Below are 25,927 nucleotides of genomic sequence, written 5' to 3'. Positions count from 1 at the left end.
GATTTGAGGCAAAGGGATGTCACAAATAAAGCCCTCACCCGGATCCCGGTTTATTCCCGGTTCGGCAGTGAGGGCTTTAGTTCTTTTCATGCTTCAAAGGTTTGGAGTGCTCTTACCATTGCCATTCAGCTGTTCCAAATAGCGCTGAATGACGGCCGGGTGCTCTCCTTGAAAAGGGACCGTGGCAATTTGGTACTCTTTATGGCTGTAATTCCAATCCGGTTCCCCTACATTGTTCAGCAGATTGACATCTCCTCTGCGGTTGTCGTTATATTTGATCCGCTTGCCAATCGCATAGTGGTAATGGTATACGTTGACATCAGCCCGTACGCGCGGAAGGCTCCAAATGCTGGCTCCGCCGGCCGCTTCCAAAGTGCAGTGATGCTTCTCGTCCCGGTAACGGATTCCTTTGCCGGCCCGCCACATCCGGGTGATGTCATTGGACCAGCGCTCATCCCCTGGACTGTTGACCCGAATCGTGTTCGGATCCCTCCAAAAGTTCACAAACGGAAATTGATAGACATCAACGGCGGTGTTTGCCATCAGCTCAGGCAGCAAATCCCGGAACCTGTCGTCCATCATTTCATCGATATCGAGGTTCATAATCCAGTCTCCGGTGGCCTGACCGATCAAAAAGTTCCGCACTTCCGATTCGTTCCAGTCCTCGGTATAGGGAAGACCTGTCTGCGGCATCGTAAACAGCTTGATCGGATACTTTGTCTCCAGCCGGGCAATATGCTCCATGCTTCCGTCCGTGCTTCCCCCATCCACGATAATGATTTCATCGGCAAAGGCTGCCACGCTCTCCAGATACAAAGGAACAAAGGTCTCTTCGTTCAGGATCGGGACAATGACCGATAATGTCATAGATTCTGCTCCTTCCTTTCCTGTTCATCCCATGCTGCCCTTGTTACGACAGAACGCCTCACAGTCATGGCTTACCCGCCTGCTTTTTCCCGAATCAGCTCGTTCATCGACTCCCTGTCTCCGCGAGCAGCTCTGTATCGTTGAAAAAGACTGTAATTATGCTCATAATGGGGGTTGCCCTGCGGACCTACGAAAGGATGCCAGAAATGGTACATCAGTCCGTCAAGACGGATATGCTCGCCCACCAGTGTATCCATCGTATAAGCAAAAGCCTCGTCCTCGCCCCCCCAGCCGATGAAACGCTCATCGTAACCGCCAATCCGCTCAAATGCGCCCCGGCCGACAATATTTAAGCCCCCGACGAAAAAGGCGGCATGTTCCTCCCTAGTATCCGGTTCGGTTTCCAGGGGCCAGATTGCCTCACCCTCTATGACCAACCTGGAGATGCGCTGCGTCAGCCGGTTGATCCGGCTGAACGGAATGACCCACCGCCCCTGCTCGATCCAGCGGACCGAATCGGCCACCAGCTGCGGGTCGTAGACGATATCACCGTCGGCAATAATGAAGATGCTGCCGCTTGCCCGGGACGCCGCCCGGTTAATCGCCCTGGATCTGCTGAAAGGTTCGTTCGCGCCGATCTCCCCGATGCAAATGTCCGCCGAGGGCAGAATATGCTTGTAAAACCGAAGGACAAAGGACAGCGCCTCATCCCTCGGCCCGCCGTCCGGCTGGTATGGGATCAGAACGGACAATTCGTCATGCATCCACATCTCACCTCCGCTTCCGATAGATTAACTGGCTTGCCGGTCTATGCTTTTCGAAAAACACCGAGTTCCCGGTATTTCCCCGTTCCGAACGTATCCGCCAGCTTTTCATAATGCTTAAAACCGGTATTATCCATCAGCATCTTCTTCTCCGCTTCAATGGCATCCCCGGATTCCCAGAAGAGCAGACCGCAGACGCTTCGGTCCAGCTGGGCGAGAAACCGCCTGCAAGCTTCCGGATCTTTCATGACATGATAAAAAACGGTCAGCAGCAGTCCGATATCATATTGCTCTACGGCTTCGGATTCTTCAAAACGCTCCGTCATGACGGAAAATGCCGTCCGTTCCATCGCGTTCAGCTTGTGAAGGAGGGCATAGTGGACCGGATCCGGTTCCACCCCGGTGACGTCCGCCCCTTCCCTGACGAAATGCCTGGAATAGTAACCAATGTTGCAGCCGATGTCCAGGACGCTCCGCCCTTTCAGCTTCCCTGGCCCCAAAAACCGTACAATGTGGTCCAGCCTCGTTGGATATGTCTCGTCCCGCTCGCTGCGCATATCATAAAACTGCGGGTGTAAGATCGGCGTGTAAATCAGCGTTCGATGCTGGTCCTTCATCGTTTGCTCGAGGTCAGCCGCTGCCGCGGAGTGAAGCCAGACCGTATAATCCTGCAGCGGGATTCGGACCGGAATCCTCCGAAAGCCGAGGCAGTACAAAAAACAAGCCCTGTGATGTCCGTCCAATACGTTGAAATATCCGGCCGGATTCCATTTCGCTTTGACCGGATGATCGAAAAAAAAGTCCGGTCCGTCGAGGAGCTCGGACCGCATATTGTCGTATTCCAGCCGTCTTTGGTTCAGCAGCTCTATTCCGGACATCAACGGCGTTATTCCCCGTGTCGCGTGAATCTGTTCATACCAATTTTGGTAAGCATCCGGTGCAGCGCCCGGCACCCCGGCAAAGTAGCGGTACAGCTCCCGGTGTGGAACGAGCCGCATGATGGAAATGTCGGCATACTGAAGATGGTGTTCGTACCAACGGTCAGTATACGATTCGATCAGATGGTCGGTACGGGCCGACCGGACATCCAATTCGGTGAACAGCAGCTCAACAGGGATTTCAGTAACTACGTAATCTCTGCTGGCACCATGCCCCGTCATATGGCACTTCCCCCATTCGGTGTTGATATTGACCAAAGCCCCTGACTTTTATCCGTGCTGCTGTGCGCCCTGGAACAAATAGGTGGCAAATTCACGCTGAATATAATCCTTGAACATATGCTTGGAGGCGGTTGGATAATGGTCCAGCTCCTCTTCCCTCCAAACGCTGCGATGGGTTTCGAATGCATTGCCGTATTCGGCGCCCTGCGGCCAATCGGGGCCAATTGGAACGTTCAAGAGCAGTCTGCGGCATTGCTTCAGACACGCTTCAAGCAGCTCGGTCCCGCGCTCCTTCTCGAAATGCTCAAGGACATCGCCCATAATAATCAAGTCATAGGATCCGAGCTGCCGTTTCATCATCAGTTCGTAGGCATCCCCAATATATATATGGTTGTAAAAGTATGCATGATAGTCGTCCACATTTTTCGGAAAAACTTCGACCCCCTCGATCCTCGTTTGCCACTGTTCTCGAAAGACGCGTCCCTGCCAGACATCGAGAAATTCCCTGCAGAGCATGCCCCACCGGCCGAACCCGACCCCGATGTCAAGAACGCTGGACGGAGCTGCCTGCCGGATGAGTTCCACACAATAAGACAGGTTCTGCCAGTTTGATGTGCCCATGTGAGTCGTCACCTCCTAAATTCCAAACAAGACGGCGAGCCAGCGTTTCACGCCCGCTTCGATGGTCCAGTGCGCTTCGATTTCCGTTCTGCACAGACGCCCGATTTCCCTTAAACGCGATCTTTCCTGCAGGCAGCCGTCAATGGCCTGGATAAATGCCCCGGGATCGTCACGGTCCAAAATTAAATGATGCCCGCTGGGATGGGCTGCTTCCTTTACGTAACCGACGTTGGTGGACAGCACCGGTTTGCCGCTGGCAAAAGCCTCAAGCGCCGTCGCTCCGCCCCCTTCATTCGCCGACGTGATCAGAAGCAGGTCAATATCCCGATAGAAGCGCGGCATCTCTTCGTGCGCATATGCTCCTGCCGTTTCAACGAAGCGCACTTCCTGCCGGCCGGCAAAATGACTTTTGATCGGCTCGTACAGAGCCGCATAACGTTTGGATGCCTTTCCCGGATCTCCTGCCCACCCAATGACGAGCGGCCGGCCTTCCTGCTCCAAGGGCTCCCAGTCCGCAGGAACGGGATGAAACAGCGAATGGTCGACAAAGTGTCCGATATGGCGGACGGAAGCAGCCGGTGCCATCGCTGCGAGGCACTCGGTCAGCTTCAGATTCATCGCCCCGATCGAGCCGATACGGGGAATCACCAGGCGTAAAAAATCGTGATCGGGTACCGGCTTGTCAGCCCATTCACGGAACGTGTCGTAATTTTTGCTGAAATAATAATAGGAGACCGCAGCGGATGAATCGATCCGGATATGCTTAAAGATGGCAAATGCCGCCAGGCCCAGGCACATGGCGGAGATGCGGGAATATTCCCGGTTCAGCGCCTCGCTGCCCCTGCTCCCGATGCTCTCCTCCAATTGTTTGGCGGACATGATATCCAGGCAGGGATGATGCTGTTGAATGATCTTGGCCGTCTTGCCCAGGATCCACCAGTCGACATCGTAAATGAGCAGATGCTTTTCGACCGTCCTCGCCTCCTGTCAGGCTTCTGGCTGGAATACAGCCCGCCAGCCGCCGCAACTTAATTACGTCCTATACGATCATATTCCAGCGCAGAGCCGCGAGTTACGGGAGGGGGCAAAATATGGGACCGACTCAGCAAAAAAAGGCAGAAACCGCATGGGTTTCTGCCTTTTGCTCATTATTGAAGCAGCTGTTTCATTCTCTGTATGGTCTCGTCATTGTATGGCAGGTTCACCGTGGCACGAAGATCATAAGAATCCTCCACCTGGAACGTAATATGGCTGAATTCAAGCAGCCCCACGCGCGGATGGTAGATTTTTTTCCGGCCTTCCTTGACGTTCAGCACATCATGCTGGGGCCACCATGCCCTGAATTCCTCGCTTTCCTTGTTCAAATCTTCAATCATCCCGCTCCACCATGGATCCTCAACATTGAGTCCGTATCCCGCACGAAACTGGGCGAGCCGAAGCCGGGCGTTTTTCTCCCAGCCCTCGCCCAGAAGCTCCTTCGTATAGGGAGAAACGAACATTCTCCAAACCGAGTTCCGCTCCCTGACCGTCATCTGCTCATAATCGCCGAACACGAGCCGTGCCGCCCTGTTCCAGCCGACGATATCCCAGCGGGAATTGGCTACAAACGCCGGGTGTTCCCCCTGTTCGTCCAGGAATGTCTGCAGGAGCGGACTGATCGCCATTTCCGGCTGCTGATAATGAAACGGCAGAAGTCTCGAAGCCAGCAGGAACAGATGCTTCGTTTCATTCTCATCCAGCTGCAGCGCCCTGGCGATGCTCTCGAGCACCTGAGTGGACACAGAGATGTCCCTTCCCTGTTCAAGCCACGTGTACCAATCGACACTCACGCCAGCAAGCAGCGCCACTTCCGCCCGCCGAAGGCCGGGCGTTCTTCGTCTCCCTCCGCCGGGGAGACCAGCCTGTTCCGGAGTCAGACGGGCCCGCCGGGTCTGCAAAAATTCGGCAAGCTGGCTCGTACGCTGATGCGTTGTCTCCATGTAAAGACCCTCCATTTTCTATCCGAAGTGGGCAAGATGACCGATACCTAGGAGTACCACTCCTAGGATAAACCGCTCTCTTCATCCCCGTTTCTTCTGAATATACACTATACAACACATCGATGGGTTTGAAAAAGATCAAGGGAGGGTTTATGGAATGAATGGAACATCCATCACGGCCGGGACCAAGCCGGCCAACCAAAAAAACCGGTCTTCTTGGCTGCTTGCAGGGCTGTCCCTAGGCTACTTCATCGTGCTGCTGGACACGACGGTCGTCACGGTCGCGCTCCCTGCCATCCGGGATACGCTGGGCGGCGGACTCAGCGGAATGAGCTGGGTAACGGGCGCGTATACGATGGTATTTGCCAGCATGCTGCTGGGCATGGGTGTGATGGCCGATCGATGGGGGGCAGCCCGTGTTTTCTTGGGCGGGATTGTCTTGTTTATGCTGGCTTCGGTCCTCTGCGCCGTTTCGCCTGCCATCGGCTGGCTGATCGGCTTCCGGGCGCTGCTCGGCGTCGGCGGAGCGGCACTGCTGCCGTCTTCCCTGACGATCATTGCGGAAACCTTTACGGACCCCGCCCGCCGGACCAAGGCGCTCGGCATCTGGGCGGCCGTGTCGGGCTTGGCGCTTGCCGCCGGTCCGATCATCGGTGGCATTCTGGTCGACACCCTGGGGTGGCAGAGCATTTTTCTGCTGAATATCCCCGTGGGCATCCTCAGCTGGCTGTGGACGCGGGCGAACGTGGACTTTTCAGCCCGGAAACCCGCGCCGTCCGGCATGGATCCCGCCGGTCAGCTCACCGGCCTGCTGGGCGTGGCGGCACTGACGAGCGCTTTTATGGAAAGCGAAGATCTCGGGTGGGGATCACCCGTCATTCTTGTTCTGTTTGCCGCCGCCGCCCTGCTGATCGGCCTGTTCGTCTGGATCGAAAAGCGAAGCCATTCGCCGATGCTGCCCCTGTCCTTGTTCAAAAGCCGTGTGCTCGTGACCGGATTAACGGCCGGATTGCTTATTAATTTCGGCCTTTCCGGCGTGCTGTTTGTCATGACGCTGTATTTCCAGCAGCTCCATCGTTATTCAGCTATGGGGACAGGCCTTGCATTTCTTGCGCTGACGCTCCCCATGGCGGTGAATCCCATGCTGATGAGCAGGTTGATCAGCCGGTATGGAGCAGCACGCACCATCGGTACAGGATTTCTCCTGGCATGCACCGGAATGCTGATCCAGGCTCTCCTTCCTGCAGATACAGGGTATATTCCCACCGGGATCTCGTTGCTGCTGATCGGCTGCGGCATCTCATTCATCCTGCCGCCGCTCGTCTCCGTGGTGATGAGTGCAGCGCCGCAGGGCAAGACGGGAACGGCTTCCGGCGCGCTGAATGCCTTCCGTCAGCTCGGCGCTACGCTAGGAGTGGCGCTGCCCGGCGTCCTCATGGCCGCAGCCCCCGATTTGTCCCAAGGCGTCATGAGTTCCTTGCTGCTGACAGGCATTTTGTGCCTGGCTGGAAGCGTGCTCGTTTTCCGCTATATCGGGGGCACATCAACCAGTTCGTCTCGAAACCGCTAATCGTCAAAAAGCGTGCCAGGAATTTTATTCCGTTGGCACGTTTTTTTGCTTGCGGGCCGGCGCGGATTGACTTCCTCCATTTTGATATGATAGGGCATCAGCACGGCCTTGATCTCGTATCATTTTTCCGACAAACAGGATTTGATGAATCATCTGCTAATAAAGCTGGTGGAGCAGTCAACGTCTTATATTTTGGAACGGGTCGAGCAGGCAGGCACCCCGCAGGAGAAGCTCAGCGCGTTCATCACTGCCAGTTTGGCGTATCAGGGAACACATCCTGCCCACAATACGGCTTTGGTCGAAATCGTATTTAATGCAAGGACGCCTGATAACGTCCCGTATTACAAGCTTGATGAGGAGGAGGAAGATCCTCTGTTGCAGACACTGGGGACTATCCTGCGTGAGGGTCAGGAGCAGGGCGTTTTCGGGGACTTTCACCTTTCCGTCATGTCCAACATGATTCAAGGCGCGATCGGGGAATACATGCTGAACCCGGCGGTCATCGGCAGGGTCGACCTGGAGACCTACAGCAGCGAACTTGTCCGTATCATTCATCGGGCCGTCCGGGCGTAAGCAGGTAGCTTATTCCTCCCATACGTCTTCCAGGGGAAGCCCTTTCTCCTCTCTGGCCGCATCGACGACCGATTGAATAAATGCCGTTTTGGCCCGCGTGTAAGCATTCATCGATTCAGCGCTTCGGGCCGCCTCCATTTTAATGGCTCCGTATTCCTCTACGAGCTCCGGATGCCGGCGCAAATAATCGCGGAGCAGAATTTCATTGCGGATATGGAACTGTTCGTCATAAGGCATCAGATGAACATTGTGCGTCCAGATTCCCTCTGTCGATTTGGCAAATAAATGCCTTCCGCGCATCCCGGTCTCCACGTAAGAATAGCTGGCCGGATCCAGCAGGTCTTTGTAATAAGCAGCCGGACGGAACGGCTTCACGCCCACGAACATATCGACCACTGGTTTGGCCTGCTGCCCGGGAATGGCCGTGCTGCCGACATGCTCGATCACCACTGCATCCAAGACCGCTAATCCGGACAGCCGTTCTCTCTCCAGGGCGAACACATCTGCCCATTCCGGCGAATAATCCACAATTTCGATCCCGCTATCCATCACGAACACCTCTTTCGTATATTTTGCCCTTCGACGGCCGGACCCTAAGCTGCGGCCGCTTCCGTGCCTTTCCATCATACACACCCCGGCCGGCAGTTCCAACCCTGTTTTTCCCAGGCTAACAGCGCAAAAAAAAACCGCGCATGCGCGCGGCTCGGGCTTATTTGCCCGTTGTTAGGTTCACCGTATTGGAGGCTCCGTCCCACACGACCGAGTAACCGGATATTTCCGACATGTTGCGAAGCGGAAGCATCAGCGAATTCCCCTGGAACCGGGAGGCGGTGATGTTTACCGTTTTGCCGTTCACGACAGCCTTGCCGGAGAGCGCCTTATGGGTAATCTTGCGATTTCCCGTGTGGACCGTCACCGTTTGGGTGCTGGCGTTCCATTCAACCGTCCCGCCCAGCAGTTCGAAGCAGGCGCGGAGCGGAATGTAGATGCGGGAATCGACCATGATCAAATCCTGCTTCAGCTGAGCTTCCCTTCCATTCACTACCAGCTTACCGTCAAACGACTGCACACCCACTGCATAGCCGTGATTTTGGGCGATCGTTTCAAAACTTTGGCTGGAGGTTGTTATAATAGCCATCGTATGCAGGGGCACCTGCTCGAACAGCCAGTGGATCTCGTCATTGTACATGCGGATGCATCCCGCGCTGACGTACTTTCCGATCGAGTTTTTGTTGCTGTTGCCGTGGATGGCGTACGTCGTCCCCATCGTCCCGTTGACATTGAGGCCGATCCAACGGTCGCCGAGCGGATTGCGGGGATCCCCCCCGGGAATTTTTTCTTTGTAATACGGACGGTTTTTGATCTTGTTGACGATTTCGAACGTTCCTTCAGGCGTCAGTTCAGGCGACTTTCCCGTCGCTACCCTGAACTCCTTGACCAACTCCCCACTGCTAAAATATGCCAATTTATTCGTCTTTTTATTGACGATAATGAGGTCTTGCGAGGCAATTTTTGCCTCGGCCCCGGCCGGAAACATCCAGCAAAAGGACAGAACTAGAACGAGTGCTGCCGCGGCATAACGGCGATAAAGGCTGCGGACTGACAGTGGCGAACTCCCTCCCTTCAGATGGTAAACCCATATTCAATATATGGCGCGGGGGCGATGTCCTACGACCGTCTAATTTCAAGCAAGCGGTTCCAAAATGTTTTGTAAGCGTTTATAATGTTCCTAGAACGGACACATTTTAGGGATTTAAAGGAGTGATGATGCTGCTGCAGTACCATATAGCCGCGATGGGAGGCCGAAAACGATGGCAAAATACCGAATCTTATTAACGTGTTTATTGCTTGTTGCTTTCATGGTTAGCGGATGTTCTAGCGGGTCTTCATCTAATAGCAAAGTGAAAACGCTTACTCTTTGGTACTGGAACCGGAGTCTGGACGATAATTTGATCAACGCGGTCCAGAAGCAGTTTCCGGGAATTCGCATCAACGCCCAAAAAATCGGGGGCGACTTCAAATCCAAGCTGAAAACGACGCTCGCTGCCGGCAGTGGCGGTCCGGATATCGTCGCCTTTAACGACTGGGTCACCGAGCTGTTCCCAAGCGCCGACCGCTTCTACAACCTGTATGATCTCGGAGCGAAGGACATCGAAGGGGACTACCTGGACTGGAAATGGCAGCTTGGGGTCACGCCGAAGGGCGAAATGATCGCCATGCCGATCGACACGGGCCCGACCGCATTGTTTTACCGTGCGGACCTGTTCGAGCAAGCGGGGCTCCCGACCGATCCGGAAGAGGTTCATCAGATGATGGGCACTTGGGAGGACTATTTCGCCGCAGGCGAGAAGCTGCAGAAGGCGCTCGGCGGCAAGGTGAAGCTGCTGGACAACATCGGCCAAGTCTACAGCCAGGTCAATGCACAGTCGGATAAAATTTATTTTGATAGAAATGAAAATTTCATCGGTGAGGATCCTTCCTCCTCCATGAAGAAGGCATGGGACCTGGCGGTCAAAGCCTCTCAAATGGGGCTGCTCGCCAATGCCAGCACGTTCTCCTCCGAGTGGAACGCCGCGATGAACAACGGCAAAATCGCTTCCTTCGTGAGCGCCGTATGGGCGAAGCAAATCCTGATGGACGCGGCCCCGGATACGGCGGGTAAATGGCGCGTCGCGAGAGCTCCGGGCGGAGACGGCAACAACGGCGGCTCGTTCCTCGCTATTATGAAAACGAGTAAATACCCGAAAGAATCCTTTGAGGTGATGAGCTGGCTCCTGAATCCCGAAAACCAGGTAACCAGCTTCAAGGAACTTAACTTGTTCCCATCCGCCTCCAAGGCGCTCGATTCGGACGTCATGAAGCAGAAAGAGGACTTTTTCGGCGGGCAGGCTACCGGTGAGATTTTTACGGAGTCCGCGCGCAACGTGAAGCCCTCCTATTTCGGCACGAAATACGCCAACCTGAACGGCATCGTGAGCCGCGAGCTGTCATCGGTCGCCCTTCAGGGCAAAAACCCGGATAAGGCATGGAACGATGCACTATCCAGAGTGAAAAAGGAGCTGCTGCGTTAAACGGTCATACCATCCCGACAATGGAGGTAGAGTCTTATGGGTCAACCATTACAGAAGCGAACTCAATTCGATCCCGGCAGCTCCATGCAGTCGCCGGAGCGGAAGCGGAGATTGGGGTCTGAAATATGGAAGCACCGGAAAGAATACCTGGCCATCTCCCCATTCTATATTTTGTTTGCCGTCTTCGGCTTGTTCCCGATCCTGTTCTCGATGTATCTTTCTTTCCAAAAATGGGACGGCATCGGCGTCATGACCTTTAACGGTCTGAACAATTATCAGTTCATGGTCACCGATCCGGAATTTTGGAAGGCGGTCGGCAACACACTTTTGATCTGGATTTATTCGACCATTCCGATGCTGTTCTTCGCGCTCATCATTGCGTTTTTGCTGAATGCGTCGTTCGTGCGGTTCCGTACCTTCTTCCGGATCGGTTACTTTCTGCCGAACGTCACTTCACTCGTTGCGGTGGCGATTGTGTTCAGTACCGTATTCTCCAACAACTACGGACTTTTGAATTATTTCCTGTCCCTGTTCGGGATTTCCCCTGTGGAATGGCTGAACAAAACCTGGGGCATCCAGCTGGCCGTATCTATCATGGTCATTTGGCGCTGGGTCGGTTACAATGCCATCATTTATTTGGCGGGACTCCAGAGCATACCTACGGTCCTCTATGAGGCCGCCAAAATTGACGGAGCCACCGGCATCCAGTCCTTTTTCCGCATCACAATCCCGAATTTACGGCCTATCATTCTTTTTACCGTCATTACTTCAACCATCGGAGGCATGCAGATTTTCACCGAATCGCAAGTGCTCGTCGGCAACGACGGCGGCGTCAGCGGCGGAGGTCTGACGATCGTTCTCTACCTGTACCGCGAGGCATTCGTGAACAATTACTTCGGTTACGGCTCGGCCGTCGGCTGGGGCATGTTCATATTGATTGCCCTCATCTCGATCTTCAACTGGCGGGTAGTTCAGGGCGGCGGTGCCAAAGATGAATAAACGGGGTGATAAGCATGGTTAAAAGGAAGTCTTCTATCCTGCTGTATTTCGGATTGATCGTCGGACTCATCGTTTCCATTTTTCCTTTTTACTGGCTGGCCGTCATGGCTACACGTACCACTGCGGAAATCTACAGCTTCCCGCCCAAGTTCTGGTTCGGGACGCAGTTCATCAGCAATGTGACGCGAGTGTTTCAGAACATCGATTTCTTCGGCGCGTTTCTCAACACGCTGTTTGTGGCCTGCTGCAGTACTTTGCTGGTCCTGTTCTTTGATTCCCTTGCAGGCTTTACGTTTGCGAAATTCAAGTTTCCCGGCAAAAAGTGGCTGTTTGTCCTGCTGCTCGCCACGATGATGGCGCCGTCGCAGCTCTCGCTCGTTCCTTCTTTCGTCATCATGGCGAAGTTCGGGTGGGTAGGCTCCTTCAAGGCGCTGATCATTCCCGGCATGGCCAACGCCTTCGGCATTTTCTGGATCCGCCAGTACGCGGAAGAATCCGTTCCTTCCGAACTGCTGGATGCCGGCCGCATCGACGGCTGCGGCTTCTTCCGGCTCTATTGGAACGTCGCGATCCCGATCCTTCGCCCGGCGTTGTCCTTCCTGGGAGCGTTCACCTTCATCGGTTCCTGGAACGATTATCTCTGGCCGCTGATCATTCTAAACGACGAGCGTAAATTTACGCTGCAGGTGGCGCTCTCCTCCCTGAACGGAATTTATGTGACCGATTATGCGATGGTCATCGCGGGCACGCTGCTCGCCGTCATTCCGCTCATCATTTTGTTCCTGTTTGTCAGCAAGCAGTTTATTTCCGACATCGCAGCCGGGGCGATCAAAAGCTGACGGGCTTGCCAGTACTTATTGAAAAGGGAAGTCTTATGCCAGTCCCTATAAACTGTGGGCTTCTGTCAAAAGAACCCTTGGCAAATGGAAAAAGGAAAACCCGCCCATCCGGGCGGGTTTTCACGCTGTTTATAAGCAGTCCTATCATGGGGCCATTATCGCTTGAACGCAACGTCGACAGCGATCGGCCGGTGATCTGAAGCTTCCGTAGCGATCACTCGTGGATTCGAATGCTGAACTTGAGGCGAGGTTACGATGTAATCGATCGTTTCGGACGGCTGGTCGGCCGGAAACGTATAGGCATCCTCAACGCCTTGAAAGCTGTTGACGAATAAACCGCTGTCTAACAGAGCTTGAACCTCCGAACTGCCAGGTTCCGCATTAAAATCGCCCGTGAGAAGCTTTGGTCCCTTAGCCGTGGAAGCCAGGTTAACGATTTCCTGCACCTGCGCCTTCCGGCTTGCGGCATCGAGTCCCAGATGCGTATTATACACATCCACATGAACTCCCCGTAAATTGACCACCGCATGCAGAACGCCCCGCTGCTCATCGCCGAAGCTGCTGAGCAGCACATTGTCAGAGCGGAGGATCGGATACTTGCTCAGAATAGCAGTTCCATATTGACGGTTGTTCATCTGGCCTTCCGCCGGTTCCCAATCCAGATTGGCACCATATGCGTAGTGATAGCCGAGCAAGCCTGCTAATTCCTTGGCTTGGTCCTGAAAGTCGCTCCGCTCCCCGAAAAACCGGTCCACTTCCTGAAGGCCAACGATCTCCGCGCCGGAATCCCGGATCACATCCGCAATTCGTTTCAGGCTAAGCTGTTCATCCAAACCGACACCATGATGTATGTTGTACGACATCACGGTTGTGCGAATTTCCTTGCCATTCCCGTGACCAGCCGCCATGGCGCTCGTTGAGAACAAAGATACGATCAGCAGGCTGACGATCGATGTGATGAAGTGTTTTTTCATGATTAACTCTCCCTTCAAAGGTTAGATAACGACTTCTATTCATGAAGAAGCGACTCCGCATCGCGAAGCAGGTACTCCGCAGCGTCGGTGGATACATGTTTTCCCTTTTGAGCGTTGACTTCATGGATAAAGCTGCTTACATTTTGATTCTGCAGCTTTTTCAGCAAGCTATTCGCAATTCCTTTGTTGTCAATCCAGCCGGCTTCTGCGAAACGCTGAACCAATTCCTCGAGAGCCGCGTTGCTTGTTTTCACTTCAAAATCAACGGACTTTGCGCTCGTATTCCCCGCCAAATCGCTGGCTTTAACAGTGAACGTATGCGCTCCCAGAGCCAGCTCGTACATTGGCGTGTCTTTTACATCCGTCAGAACTTTTCCATCCAGCAGGACTTCCGTTTTCGCGTTATCGACACCTGTCAAGGCATCCGATATTTCAAATCGCGGTTGGAACGTACCAGACGTGAATTCAGATGTAGTCACAGGGCCCAGCCTGATCTCGGGGGCTGTCCAATCGACGGTTATTTGGCTCGCAGCCTGAAACCCCCCATCTTCCGTCGTTGCCGTAATAACAGCTTTCCCCTCCCCTACTGCCTTCACCCGTCCTTCAGCGTCTACCTCAACCACCTGATCATCATCGGTAATCCATTTGACTTTTTTATTGGTCGCGTTGCTTGGACTAACGGCAGCCTGCAGTGCCGCACTGCGATCGGAAGACGCATTAAAAACGATCTCCGGTCGGTCGATCGAAATACCGGTGACGGGTACGTGTTCAGGGGTATGCTCAACGATAAGCTCATTTAGCGCGATATTGCCCCATACCCGGTTCGCATCATTCACTTTCAGCCGCAGTTTATAAGCATGAACGGTCGGAAACGTGACGGCTTGGCTTTCTTTGGTGCTGTCGTTAAGTTTCCATTCGACCGATGCACCAGGAAATGCGGTTAGCCAGCCGCTGCCGTCGTAATACTCCACATCAAACTTGGTAATCCCTTGACCTATGCCGAAAAAGGTAACCAACGTGACCTTGTTGACAGGTACCGGATCATGCCCGTAATCGAGCGTAATATATCCCGGGAAGGTTATGTTGACGTCGCTTCCCCATGCCGAGTTCAAATTGTTGTCGATAATGTTTGTGATCGTGCCCGCTCCAGTAGGGAAGGACGTGGTGACCATGTCTTTGGATAAATCCGGATTGTTATATAGTTCTAGTTCGTTCAGCGTGATCCTGCCGGACTGCGCATTTCCTCCATGCACCTTCAATCGGATTTTGGAAAAACGGGTAAGCGGAAACTCTACAGATTTGATCTCATTCGAGCCGTTATTCAAATCCCAGGACAGATGAATATCCCTTCGAATAGGCACCCATCCTGAACCGTTGTCGTATTCCAGATCGAAGTCCGTCATCCCCGATTCCTGACCGAATCTCGTATTGATCTTCAATTGATTGGCAGAAATGGTTTGACCGCCAAAGTCAAGCGTGATATATCCCGGAAAAGAAGGCGAAGCCTCGGTAGACCAAGCGGTATCATAAAATTTATCATTGATATTTTCAATCGGCTGTGAAGACGAAGAACGAAATGTCGTGCTTGCGGCAGCCTGCGGAGCCAAGTCATCGACAGGCGTGCTGACCGGCCGGATCTGAACGACGTCGATGGGATCTGGTATAGAACCGGCTGGAGGCACGCTGCCTTCGTATTCGTGTGCGCCGATATCCGGAGCCTCATTGTATAACGGATTGCCGAAGTAGTCCCTGCCTCCGTTTTCATTGATGCGAATGCCTGCACCGATCAAAGGAGAATCGGTCAGCAGCTTATAACCGTCGACGGTATTCATCCCATCCGCTCCGCTGCCGGGATTCGCAAATTTCGGATCGCCGGTTACCCCATGGGCATCGGCCTGAACGAGCGTGTTCCCCCCGTAATACGCGTTATAGTCGAAAGTTTGCCCCCTCAAATCCCAGCCTTTATCCCCTAAGCTGTAATAGACATTGTTATAATTTTTGATGTTGCGCGGAGCGCCGGAAGCCTTGGTGAAATAATCGCTCATGACTGGGTTGCCGGATGCTTTTCCGACGTAAACCGTATTATTGTAGTTATACACGTTATCGATCGATCCGCTGTACCGGAAAATGCTTTTTCGGTCATTCTGGCTGATGTTATACCTTACGACCGTATTGATCGTGTCATACGTATCGTTTACAAACAGCATAAATCCGCCTGCGTTATCATGGCTGTAGTTATACTGTACGAGCGAACCGATGTTTCCTGCGTCCACGTCGAAGCCGTGACCGTCTTCAGCGAGTTGACGCTGGCAAATGATTCGTTGAATTGGACCAAATTGTTGTCCGAATAGGCCCACCAAATGGAAGCATTGGTTGCCAGGTATGTAGCCTGCCCTACCGTATTGCGCTCGACAACCGCTCCATCGGTTACGTTCCAGGCAATTCCTCCCGTTGCGGCTCTGAGGACGGTGTTGTTGGATATTTTCACACGAGTCGAAGGCGTCCAAGGCCCGTAAGGCTTCGGCACCCACGGCCATAAATCGCCCATTCCGTTACGCAGGATGCAGTTGGAGCCGATGTAAATGCCATAGGCATCCACGTCCGTCAGCATATTACCGTCAATCAGGACGTCGTCAAAAGCGCTGGGCGTCGTTGACCCGACCGAGTCGACAATAATTCCGCCGGATCGAGTCGTATAAGAACCGTCTACATCATGAATGTTTAAATTTTTGATATGAATATGGTGCAGCAGTCCCGCTTCTTCGTTTAAGATGTAGACGCCTCGCCGTTGTCCGCGCGGGTTTTCCCAGTCCCTGTCAAATGGCAGTGGGGAGCTGTTCGTCACTTCCAAATTGTTGATCTCCCAGTACTGCTGATTTTTCAAAAAGACAGCTTCCAGCTCTGACGATACGCCGGCGATTAACGGCTTGCTGCCTTCCCCATACCTATCAATGATGATGGGACTCCCCTGTTCGCCCGAGCCTTTAGGCCACAGCCTGCCATTCCAGCTTTCCCCGGCTTTAAACAGAATCTTGTCCCCCGGTGAAAAGGTGGTCGCATTGACTTTGTCCAATGTCTTCCAGGCGGAATCTTGGCTTGTTCCGTTGTTCCGGTCATCTCCTCCCGTACGGTCTACGTAGTAAGTCGTGCCGGATGCCATCGCGGCCTGCGGCAAAGCGGTGAAGAAAGAACATACCATGGAGACAATCAAAATCAAAGTCATGCAGAACACTTTACCTCCCCATTTCCTCAAAAAGCATCATCCTTTCGTTTTATCATGTATGTAAAGCCGATTAGGCGTTACATCGTTACATTTGAAACGAATCGTATGGTCCCTGATTCACGACGACCTTTGCTTCGGAGATGCGTTCGCGGACATAGCGCTCGTATTTATAGTCGATGTAGTCTTTGACTACTTGGTCTTTCACAGCGTCAAATGCCTGATCCTTCGTTTCCGCGCTTTTTCGAGACTCGTAAAACCGCTTCAGCTGCTGTTCATCGGGCTTCCAATCCTGCTCCATCAGATGGTTTTTGACGGATACGATTGCGTTTGTCATGACGTATTCAAAATAAGCATCCTCACTGTAGGAGGCGGGTCCGAAAACAACCTGATGATCGCGGATCGCCTTTTGCCTTCTCTTGTTTTCACGCTCGAGGGATTGTACAAAACTGTCCTCATCGATATCCCGCAGCACTCCCTGCTCCTGCGCAATGATTTGCTGAATTTTGATGTTCACACTTGTTTCCAGCGCTCTTTTTTTGATCATCTCCAGCGGAAATTCTCCTCCGTAAGACGTGGTCCAAAACGCCGGCGACGGCTCAGCGCCATATTTTTCATAAAAGTAGCTGATGACTCCAGCTTTATTTGCAGTGATGGCTCTGCGGAATTCGTTGACATGAACGGGTACACCGTTTACCGTCGCGATCACCTCAGCGTGATGCTTCGTCTTGGAAAACCCGGACCCCGCGGTGAATATAACGATCACAGAACCTAAGACCAACAATCCGGCCGTAAACAGCCATTTGGGACTGCCAAAATGATGAATGATTTTAACCATATACATCCCTCGCCAGCCTATTTTTTATCATGCTGTAATCAACATCGCCTTTAATCTTTGACGTGTTATATCATTATAAAGCCCGAAAGAAAGCGCATCCATTTCGCGATCTTTACAAACCTTTCACTTTCTTTACCTCATGGATCTGATGGGTGGATATATCGGGATCTCTTAAGCTTTGGATTCAAAACACAAGGCCGGCTCAACGAAAAAACTCTAAGCCTGATCAATGATCAAACTTAGAGTTGCAAAGAGCTGGTTCCAGACCCATAAAACGACTATCCTAAATCCGGCTGCTCAACAAAATCAATTTCCGGCAGTTCCGTGCCGTATAATTCGAAAATGACAATTTCATTGGCACCCTCCCGCAGCAGCGGCCCCGGCACATACAGCGTTTTTTGCGGCCCGATGCTCCAATACCGGCCCAGGTTGAAGCCGTTGATAAATACGACGCCTTTGGTCCAGCCGTTCAAGCTCAGAAAGGTGTCTGCCCGTTCGTAAACCTGCAGCTCCCCACGGTAAAAGGCAGGGCCTTGCTGCGGCTGCAGTGCGTGAAAATCGAGACCGGACAAGTCGGTTAACGGCAGCGGGTACGTCGTCCAGTCCGATAAAAACTGCCTTCCGTGCCGCACGCCCTCGGTGATCCCCTTTCTGTCTTTCATATACGGGCCATAATTGATCCGGCCCATATTCTCCACGAGCAGCGTAAGCTGGACGCCGCCCGGCGGAACCGCGAACTCGATTTTCGTACCCGGCTCGCTGCGGTCCAATGTCCCGGCAAGTTCCCCGTTCAGATAGACCAGAGCGCGGTCACGCAGGTCCTGAACGTACAGCTCCTCCTTAGGCCGCGGGCCGGGGATCAACGTACTGTACTGAATAAAACCGTAGTTCTGGCCGAGCTTCTCCATCGGTTCGGGATAGGGAGAGCGCACCGCCGCCGAAATCCGGTCCAGATTGCCCGCCAAGGGAGCAAGCTCCGTCATTGCCACTTTACCGTACGCTTGCTTGGCGATGGGGTCCGGCAGCCCGTCCGCTGCAAGCGGCTTATACTTTGCGATGATGTCACGAACGGCAAAATATTTGTCCGTCGGCTCACCGTTTTCGTTTAACAGCGCATCATAATCGTAGCTGGTGACCGTTGGCTCGTAGCTGTCTTCCGTATGGCCGTTGGCTCCGCTCCAGAAGCCGAAGTTTGTGCCCCCATGGAACATATAAAAGTTAACGGAGGCTCCCAGGCTCAGCATTTCATCCAGAACAAAAGCGGCGTCTTCCGCCGGACGGGTATGATGCTCTTCACGCCAGTGGTCAAACCAGCCGTCCCAGAATTCCATGCACATGACCGGCGCATCCGGCTGATACTCCCGCAGCTTCTCGAAGGATTCCCGGGCGCGGGAGCCGAAATTGACCGTTGCAAGTACGTCTTCCACCATCCCGCCCTGGAGCATGGCGTCTTCCGGGCCATCCGAAGTAAACAGAAGCACGTCCATCCCCCGGCTGATCATCGCGTTTTTCAAATAGTTCAAGTACGGTTTGTCGTTGCCGTAACTCCCGTATTCGTTTTCGATTTGCAGCGCGATCACCGGGCCTCCCTGGATACAGAGCAGAGGCTTCAGCTTAGGAAGGAGCACATCATAATAATCATCAACATGGTCGAGGAACGGCTGATGGTAACAGCGCAGGCGCATATCCGAATCCGCCAGCAGCCAGGAAGGCAGTCCCCCGAATTCCCATTCCGCGCAAATGTACGGTGATGGCCGAACGATAACATAAAGTCCGAGGCTGCCAGCCAGTTCGATAAACTTCACCAGATCCGCGATGCCTTCAAACTGGAACTCCCCTTTCTGCGGTTCATGCAAATTCCACGGCACATACGTTTCCACGGTGTTCAAACCGCAGGCTTTCAGTTTGATGAGCCGGTCCTCCCAATACTCCGGTACGACACGGAAGTAGTGGATCGCTCCCGACAAAATTTGAACCGGCTCATCATTCATATAAAAAGCAGATCCCGAATATCGAAACGTAGACATAAGTTCCTCCTGTGGTTAGGTTGAAGGTATTGTATTAAACTGATGGCTCGCGGACGGCGTAACGCTGTTCAAACTCCTTCAAACGGATGATCTCGCCTGCAATTCTGGACTCTTCAGCAGCAAAAGCCATCAGATGACTCTGGACGGAATGGTCTGCAGATGTAAGGCCTTGAGCCTTGGCGTCCGCCCGTACCAGCTTGAGGAAATCGCTCATCAGCTTCATATCGCCGCCGCCATGGCCCACATGGCCGCCCATGTCCCCGAACGTAATCCGTTCGACTTTGCCACTGCCGAAGTGAATGATTTCGATTTCGTTTTTCTCCATCGCTCCGCGGATTTCCCCGGTCGTGCCCATCAGCTTGATCGTGCGGCTGACGTCTCTTGTAAATGCGCTCATCGTAAACGCAGCCGTGATGCCGCCCTCAAACTCGAGATTCACGACCTGATGGTCGACGACGTCGTTATCGCAGTGATATACGCATCTGCCGTACGGCCCTTCCTGCAGCGCTTTGTAACGGGCTTCGTAGCTCATGTCGTCACTGATGGCCGACGTCGGCCAGTTCGTATCCTCGGTTAAATATTGATCGGGCGCATAATAGAGGCATTCATCCGCGACCGGACAGCCGTCCAGACAGCGGAGCGGAGCTCCTTCAGGCGCTTCGGATGCCGTAAAATGGCTGAGCGTGCCGAAGGAAGATACTTTGACGCAGTCCGCACCGGCAAGCCACAGCAGAATATCCAGGTCATGACAGGACTTGGCCAGAATCATCGGACTGGAGTCCTCCTTACGGCGCCAATTCCCTCTGACAAAGCTGTGCGCTTGATGCCAGTACCCCACATTCTCATTATGCTGGATCGACATCAGCCGCCCGATCGCACCATCTTCCAGCAAGCTTTTCAGCGTCTGGAAAAACGGCGTATACCGGAGGACATGACAGATGGAAAACACAAGTCCGGCTTGTGAAGCCATCTCCCCCATCCGGATGCATTCCCCGGGATCTGGTGACATCGGTTTTTCCAGCAGCACGTGATAGCCTGCCTGCAGCGCCTGCATGGTCGGCTCGAAATGCTGTTGATCCTGTGTACAGATCAGCACGGCGTCGGCCATCTTCGGAGCTTGGAACAGATCGTCCCAATGCTCAAAGCACATCGAATCCTCCAGCCCGTGCCTCGCCTGAAAGCTTTCCCTCCGTTCCTTGACCGGCTCCGCCACGGCAACTACCTCAAGCTCATGCGGATGCGACAGCGCGTATTCCAAGTAATTGATGCCGCGCAGGCCCGCTCCGATCAAGGCAACTTTCACTTTTTTCACGTCTTCTTTCCCCTTTCGTTATTCCTTGACGCTTCCGACCGTCATCCCTTTGACGAAGTATTTTTGCAGGAACGGATATACGACCATGATCGGCAGCGCCCCCATAAAAATCTGCGCCGTCTGCAGCGTTTTCTCGCTCAAATTTTCCATCGCTTTGATTTGTTCAATGGAAATGGACGTCATTTGGGAATTGATCGACATAATGAGCGTGGACAAATAGGTCTGCAGCGGGTATTTCTCCGGCGAATTCAAATATAAGATGCCGTCGAACCAGGAGTTCCAGTGGCCGACAATCGTAAACAGGCCGATGGTCGCGATCGAAGGTAAAGAGACCGGCAAATAGATCCGCCATAAAATTCTCCAGTGTCCCGCGCCGTCGATCGTGGCCGCCTCGTCCAGCTCCCGCGGAATGGTGCGGAAGAAATTCAGCATCAGCACCATGTTCCATACGTTCAGTGCGCCCGGCAAAATCAGCGCCCAGATGGAATCGATCAAACCTGTATTTTTCACGATAATATACGTGGGAATGAGACCTCCGCCGAAAAACATCGTAATCGCAAAGAACCAGACATAGACCGTCCGATACTTAAACTGGTCGACCGACTTGGATAGCGGATAAGCCGAAATAAAGCACAGGAACATGTTGACCGCCGTGCCGAGCGCTACCCGCTCGATCGAAACCCCAAGCGAACGGAAAAACTCTACCTTTTGCCCCAGGTACCGGTATGCGTCAAAGTTGAAGCCGACCGGCCACAGTTTGACTTCGCCGGCCATCGCCGCCGTATTCGAACTGAGGGACACGGACAGAAGGTGGATAAACGGAATAATGCCAAGAAGCGTAATCGCCGTCAGCAGCGCCGAATTGAAAATGACGAACATTTTTCTGCTCAAAGTGGGTTTGTGCATCTCTCTGCCTCCAGCTTAAAAAATGCGATAATTGTTGTATTTGTAAGCCGCGTAATAAGTTAGCGACACCAAAACCAAAGATATCGCGGATTTAAACAGTCCGACGGCGGCGGCAGGTCCGAATTGCTGACTGAACATACCAAGCCGGTATACGAACGTATCGATGATATCCGCTCCCTCATACACGGTCGGGTTATACATGATCAGGATCTGCTCAAATCCGGCGTTCAAAATCCCGCCAAGGCTGAGGACTCCGAGTAATATCAATATCGGTGCCATGCCCGGCAGCGTTATGTGAATCATCTGCTTCCATCTTCCCGCACCGTCAACCTCGGCCGCTTCGTACAGCGTGGCATTGATTCCGGTAATGGCGGCGAGCATGACGATCATGTTATAGCCCATCCCTTTCCAGACATCCGAGCCGATTACAATTCCACGGAACCACTCATTATCCAGCATGAACATGATCGGCTTCAGTCCCATGGCTGTCATCAGTCCGTTAACGGGTCCACTCAAGGAAAACAGCTCGATAATGACACCGCCTAGAACGGTCCAGGACAGAAAAAAAGGCAGAAATACGGCCGATTGGATAAAGCGGGAAAACCACCGCTTGGTGACTTCATTCAGCAGCAATGCCAGGATTAACGGAACTAACAGGAACAGCACCATTTTAATAACCGCGATCACGATCGTATTCCACAGCACCTGCTTGAAATCAGGCATGGCAAATACATATTTGAAATTGTCAAAACCAACAAACTTCGAATGAAAAAAGCCGGACAGCGGCTCAAACTGCTGGAAAGCCATGACGAGACCGGCCATTGGGCCGTAGGCATAAATTAGCGTCACGATAACGCCGGGCAGCAGCATGAGATGAAGGATATATTCCTTTTTCAGCGTTCTCACAGATGGACCTCCCCGTTCAATCGTAAACAGGAGGAATCGCCAGGACTAAAGCAGGCTCCCTCCCGTTTCACTTCATTTCAGGATTGCTAGCGGCAATCGCGAATCGAATTATTTCGCAGCCTGCTGACTGTACCAGTCGTTAACCTCTTTGGTAATTTGATCGCCGCCAAGGGATTTCCAGCTCTGAACGAACTTGTCGAAATCGTCCAGGGATCCGCCCAAGATGATCTTCGTAAACGCTTCCTGCATCAGCTTATCGAGCTGGGCGCCCTTTTCGACCTGCGTTTCCGTCGGCAATCCGAAGAACTCGTTGTTCACGAAAGCTCCGCTTTCCTTGATCTTCCGTGTCATCCCCCAACCGCCGTCTTTCGCCGCGCGGCTGAAGTATTGGCCCCAGTTTACGCCTTTGGAAGCGTTGGCCGTGTTGCCTGCAAGGTAATCCTGGGCTGCTTTGAACACATCGGCCACATTTTTGTAGTTCTCGTCATCCAGCGTAATTTCGGTCTGCTTCGCATCGAGTGCCTTGTTGACTTCCGTGTAGATCGTATCGATCTGGGCCGGGTTATAGATCCGCGGATTAAACCAGTTATAGACGTATCCGTTTTCCGCTTTGTTTTGTTCCATGTATTTCTTTTTGCCTTTTTCGATGTAGAAGTTGATCATTTTGATGGCAGCTTCCGGATTTTTCATTTTCTTGTTGACAGCATACACTTTTCCGCTCCGGATCTTAGGCACCAGCGATTTGCCCGGACCGTCCAGACCCGGAATTTGAATGGCGATCCACTCTGCCTTCGGATCCTTGTCCACGTTTAGGTTCAGCGGATAGTTCGGATACCACCATTCCCCGTAGACGATGCCGACTTTGCCTGCTGTAATGTCTTCGACAGCCTTGTTTTCGTCCTTCAAAGCGAACTCTTTGTCCAAAATGCCATCTTTATACCAGGATTGCAGCTTGCCAAGCGCGTTCTTCACTTCCGGTTGAATCAAGCCGGGAATCAGCTTGCCGCTGCTGTCCTTGATCCATGCGGATTGATTGTCGCCAATCGAAGGATACGCCCCGAAGCCGTTAAAGAAACCACGCAGATCATAAGCCCAGAAGAACAGATTTTTTTGCAGCGATACGCCGTACGTATCGTTTTGTCCGTTTTGGTCCGGGTCGTTCTCAACAAATGCCTTCGCGACCTTATCCAGGTCATCCATCGTCGCAGGCGGCTGCAGTTTCAGGTTGTCGAGCCAGTCTTTACGAAGCCATAGCAGCTGCGTCGACAGGAAAGGGTCTTCAAATGCAGGGATACCGAGCAGTTTACCGTCTTCGGAGAACGTCTTCATCGCAAAGCCGCCGTCGGACTCCATGTATTTCTTCAATTCCGGTGAAGCGTAATCGTTGTAAGCTGCGGTCAAATCAGCAAGCATGCCCTGCTTCTTCAGCTTTTCGAAGTTTTTCTGGTCCAGCTCCATAATGTCCGGCAGGTCGGCCGAAGCCATCGCGAGCGAGAATTTTTGCTCGAATTGGCTGGATGGAACGGTCCATTTGTACTTGACCTCGATGTTTAACATGTCTTTCAAATCTTTGAGGTAAGCATTTTGGTCAGGCGTAATACCTTTCGGTGTCCGCGGGTCCTCTGGCGGGTTATAACCCAGCACCTCCGTTACGGTTACCGTTTCAGGGTATTTGCCAAGCGGTTCGGGCGGTGCGTCTGTGCTCTTGGTTTCTTCCTTGGCTGCCGGGTCTGCGGCTGAGGTTGCCGACGAATCGTTCCCCTGGCTCGAGCATGCCGTGAATAACGAAAGAGAAATCGTGGCGAGCAAAAGCAATTTCCATGGCTTGTGTAATTTCATATTGATGGCCTTCCCCCTTTGTATGCTGTCATCTTGTTATCGCTTCACGTCATCATTATAGATTCCGAAGGAAAGCGCTATCAATTTTGAGTTTTTTACTTTGCTTTCACTTTTTTTACCTATTTGGAGTTTCGGTATTCCTGGGGAGAAACCCCCATCTTTTTCTTGAAAAAGGTCGTAAAATAGGAATGCGAATCGAAGCCGACCCGGGCGGCGATTTCGATTAACTTCAGATTGGTGTGCTGCATCAGGTGAAGCGCGCATTCCAGCTTTTTCGACTGGATGTAATCCTGCAAATTTTGACCGGTCATCTGTTTGTAGTAGCGCGACAAGTAAGATGGATTGAAATGGACATGCTCCGCGATCGCGGTCAGGGACACATCACCGGACAGATGGTGCTGGATGAAGCTCTGAATCTGGTTGATCACCCAGGATTTCATGTCTTCCTGCTTCATTTGCCCGGAGTCCGGCGAAAATTCTTGATGGGCCTGCTCAATATCAATCACGATCATCTTGTGGCCGAACGAGACTCGGGACTCCAGTGCACCGAGCAGCGCGCTGTATTGGTCGCGGATCGTCTCCCAGCCCTTGCTTAAATCGCCGGAAACGCCGAATGACACGGATGCGCCAAGCAGGCCTTCGCATTCATTTTGCACCAGTTCCAGGATCCCCTTCATATACGCCATGAATCCTTTCCAAGCCTGTGCCTCCGGATCAGGGTGAAGGAAACGGCCGAGCAGTTCCGCCTGCGGCTGAAGCAGCCACACAACGATATGTTCATCCGATATGGAGGACTCACAGGTGATCGAGTCAGGCAGGTTATTATGAAACGCCCTTTGCACGGATTCCAGCGCTTCCTGCGGTTTCAAATCCTCCGGGTTGTCGATCCTGCCGATGACTAAAAATGCCGGTTCTTCTGCGTTCAGCCGGAAATCCAGCTCCTCGTACCGGGGATCGGCCAGAAGCGAAGCTGCAGGTTCCCCCTTCAGCATTCTTCTGATGCGTTCATTTTTCAAGACAGGTGCGGCGATTTGAAAATGCATGCTGGCCTTTTCTTCCCGGATTCTGCGGCTGTTCTCCTCGTCAAGCTTATGGCAGGCTTCCCCAACGGCCCGAAAAATCGGGTCGATACCCTCGGTTTTTAATATGTAATTGTCCGCACTCTTCCGCAGTGCAGCCTGTACGTAATCGAATTCGCTGTAACCGGTCAGAAAAATGATTCTGCAGTGCGGCCAATAATAAGCAATTTCGTCGACCAGCTGCAGTCCGGTTTTTTGGGGCATCCGGATATCGCTGACCAATATGTCGAGCTTCATCTTCTTGGCGATGCTCAGCGCCTGCGCGGCTGAATAGGCTTTACATACATCGAGTTCGAATTCCGTATTTTCCTGAAAAAGCTGAATCAGCCCGTTTACGATAACCGGCTCGTCATCCACGATCAACAATCGGTACATGATGCTGC

General features: G+C 52.9%; 23 protein-coding genes. 5 read left to right on the top strand and 18 right to left on the bottom strand.

All coding sequences use genetic code 11. The features are described from left to right. Positions 1 to 93: 93 nt before the first annotated feature. The 6 genes from IAE55_RS00360 to IAE55_RS00335 all read right to left on the bottom strand — a co-directional run bounded on the left by IAE55_RS00360 (position 94) and on the right by IAE55_RS00335 (position 5,391). Positions 94 to 867: a glycosyltransferase gene (locus tag IAE55_RS00360; RefSeq protein WP_145156990.1), complete on the bottom strand. Its 774-nt coding sequence runs from the start codon at positions 865 to 867 to the stop codon at positions 94 to 96. A 71-nt stretch (positions 868 to 938) separates the two neighbouring features. Next, complete coding sequence (locus IAE55_RS00355; protein ID WP_145156989.1) at positions 939 to 1,631, bottom strand: galactosyltransferase-related protein; 693 nt, start codon at positions 1,629 to 1,631, stop codon at positions 939 to 941. A 44-nt stretch (positions 1,632 to 1,675) separates the two neighbouring features. Beyond that, on the bottom strand, positions 1,676 to 2,791 hold the full coding sequence (locus IAE55_RS00350; RefSeq protein ID WP_145156988.1) for a class I SAM-dependent methyltransferase: 1,116 nt from the start codon (positions 2,789 to 2,791) through the stop codon (positions 1,676 to 1,678). A gap of 48 nt (positions 2,792 to 2,839) precedes the next feature. Next, complete coding sequence (locus IAE55_RS00345) at positions 2,840 to 3,412, bottom strand: class I SAM-dependent methyltransferase (protein ID WP_145156987.1); 573 nt, start codon at positions 3,410 to 3,412, stop codon at positions 2,840 to 2,842. A 15-nt stretch (positions 3,413 to 3,427) separates the two neighbouring features. After that, positions 3,428 to 4,291 carry a glycosyltransferase family 4 protein gene (locus IAE55_RS00340; protein ID WP_234489209.1) on the bottom strand — a complete coding sequence of 288 codons (864 nt, stop codon included), beginning with the start codon at positions 4,289 to 4,291 and terminating at the stop codon, positions 3,428 to 3,430. A gap of 269 nt (positions 4,292 to 4,560) precedes the next feature. After that, positions 4,561 to 5,391 carry a helix-turn-helix transcriptional regulator gene (locus IAE55_RS00335; protein ID WP_076167287.1) on the bottom strand — a complete coding sequence of 277 codons (831 nt, stop codon included), beginning with the start codon at positions 5,389 to 5,391 and terminating at the stop codon, positions 4,561 to 4,563. A 157-nt stretch (positions 5,392 to 5,548) separates the two neighbouring features. On the opposite strand from IAE55_RS00335, the gene IAE55_RS00330 reads away from it, so the two are divergent. Together IAE55_RS00330 and IAE55_RS00325 are read left to right on the top strand one after the other, a co-directional pair. Then, positions 5,549 to 6,961, top strand: coding sequence for an MFS transporter (locus IAE55_RS00330; protein ID WP_145156985.1), 1,413 nt, complete (start codon positions 5,549 to 5,551; stop codon positions 6,959 to 6,961). A gap of 144 nt (positions 6,962 to 7,105) precedes the next feature. Continuing rightward, positions 7,106 to 7,534 (top strand): TetR/AcrR family transcriptional regulator, encoded by a 429-nt coding sequence (locus IAE55_RS00325; protein ID WP_234489208.1) that lies wholly within the window; start codon positions 7,106 to 7,108, stop codon positions 7,532 to 7,534. 9 nt (positions 7,535 to 7,543) lie between these two features. On the opposite strand, the gene IAE55_RS00320 is transcribed toward IAE55_RS00325, so the two are convergent. After that, complete coding sequence (locus IAE55_RS00320; protein ID WP_234489207.1) at positions 7,544 to 8,083, bottom strand: GrpB family protein; 540 nt, start codon at positions 8,081 to 8,083, stop codon at positions 7,544 to 7,546. Between the two features lie 160 nt (positions 8,084 to 8,243). Further along, entirely contained in the window at positions 8,244 to 9,086 is an 843-nt protein-coding gene (locus IAE55_RS00315; protein WP_267917884.1) for a L,D-transpeptidase family protein, read from the bottom strand. A 397-nt stretch (positions 9,087 to 9,483) separates the two neighbouring features. Here IAE55_RS00315 and IAE55_RS00310 point away from each other — a divergent pair, with 397 nt between their 5' ends. The 3 genes from IAE55_RS00310 (at position 9,484) to IAE55_RS00300 (ending at position 12,443) form a co-directional block, all read left to right on the top strand. After that, positions 9,484 to 10,605, top strand: a complete 1,122-nt coding sequence (locus IAE55_RS00310; RefSeq protein WP_234489205.1) for an ABC transporter substrate-binding protein — start codon at positions 9,484 to 9,486, stop codon at positions 10,603 to 10,605. Positions 10,606 to 10,689: 84 nt separating this feature from the next. Continuing rightward, complete coding sequence (locus IAE55_RS00305; protein WP_234489277.1) at positions 10,690 to 11,604, top strand: carbohydrate ABC transporter permease; 915 nt, start codon at positions 10,690 to 10,692, stop codon at positions 11,602 to 11,604. A 14-nt stretch (positions 11,605 to 11,618) separates the two neighbouring features. After that, entirely contained in the window at positions 11,619 to 12,443 is an 825-nt protein-coding gene (locus IAE55_RS00300; RefSeq protein ID WP_116230973.1) for a carbohydrate ABC transporter permease, read from the top strand. Positions 12,444 to 12,598: 155 nt separating this feature from the next. Here the strand turns inward: IAE55_RS00300 and IAE55_RS00295 are convergent, their stop codons facing one another. From IAE55_RS00295 to IAE55_RS00255, 10 genes are all read right to left on the bottom strand, one after another. After that, positions 12,599 to 13,417: an endonuclease/exonuclease/phosphatase family protein gene (locus tag IAE55_RS00295; protein WP_145156980.1), complete on the bottom strand. Its 819-nt coding sequence runs from the start codon at positions 13,415 to 13,417 to the stop codon at positions 12,599 to 12,601. Positions 13,418 to 13,452: 35 nt separating this feature from the next. Next, complete coding sequence (locus IAE55_RS34195; protein ID WP_325168584.1) at positions 13,453 to 15,690, bottom strand: Ig-like domain-containing protein; 2,238 nt, start codon at positions 15,688 to 15,690, stop codon at positions 13,453 to 13,455. Next, complete coding sequence (locus IAE55_RS33680; RefSeq protein ID WP_234489204.1) at positions 15,612 to 16,640, bottom strand: hypothetical protein; 1,029 nt, start codon at positions 16,638 to 16,640, stop codon at positions 15,612 to 15,614. Before IAE55_RS33680 ends, IAE55_RS34195 begins: the two co-directional genes overlap by 79 nt. A gap of 85 nt (positions 16,641 to 16,725) precedes the next feature. Next, entirely contained in the window at positions 16,726 to 17,475 is a 750-nt protein-coding gene (locus IAE55_RS00285) for a hypothetical protein (RefSeq protein ID WP_145156978.1), read from the bottom strand. A gap of 278 nt (positions 17,476 to 17,753) precedes the next feature. Then, positions 17,754 to 19,502, bottom strand: a complete 1,749-nt coding sequence (locus tag IAE55_RS00280) for a glycoside hydrolase family 35 protein (RefSeq protein WP_200630610.1) — start codon at positions 19,500 to 19,502, stop codon at positions 17,754 to 17,756. 34 nt (positions 19,503 to 19,536) lie between these two features. Further along, complete coding sequence (locus IAE55_RS00275; RefSeq protein WP_200630609.1) at positions 19,537 to 20,814, bottom strand: Gfo/Idh/MocA family protein; 1,278 nt, start codon at positions 20,812 to 20,814, stop codon at positions 19,537 to 19,539. An 18-nt stretch (positions 20,815 to 20,832) separates the two neighbouring features. Beyond that, entirely contained in the window at positions 20,833 to 21,720 is an 888-nt protein-coding gene (locus tag IAE55_RS00270; RefSeq protein ID WP_200630608.1) for a carbohydrate ABC transporter permease, read from the bottom strand. A 15-nt stretch (positions 21,721 to 21,735) separates the two neighbouring features. Then, positions 21,736 to 22,626: an ABC transporter permease gene (locus IAE55_RS00265; protein WP_105443402.1), complete on the bottom strand. Its 891-nt coding sequence runs from the start codon at positions 22,624 to 22,626 to the stop codon at positions 21,736 to 21,738. A gap of 108 nt (positions 22,627 to 22,734) precedes the next feature. Next, positions 22,735 to 24,465 (bottom strand): extracellular solute-binding protein, encoded by a 1,731-nt coding sequence (locus IAE55_RS00260; protein ID WP_200630607.1) that lies wholly within the window; start codon positions 24,463 to 24,465, stop codon positions 22,735 to 22,737. A gap of 119 nt (positions 24,466 to 24,584) precedes the next feature. Beyond that, positions 24,585 to 25,919 carry a response regulator transcription factor gene (locus IAE55_RS00255; protein WP_145156973.1) on the bottom strand — a complete coding sequence of 445 codons (1,335 nt, stop codon included), beginning with the start codon at positions 25,917 to 25,919 and terminating at the stop codon, positions 24,585 to 24,587. Positions 25,920 to 25,927 lie beyond the last annotated feature (8 nt).

The sequence above is a fragment of the Paenibacillus sp. S28 genome (assembly GCF_016624415.1).
GTDB classification, from domain to species: Bacteria; Bacillota; Bacilli; order Paenibacillales; family Paenibacillaceae; genus Paenibacillus_AQ; species Paenibacillus_AQ favisporus.
The sequence above is the reverse complement of the archived record's forward strand: the minus strand, read 5'-3'. Positions and strand labels throughout refer to the sequence as shown.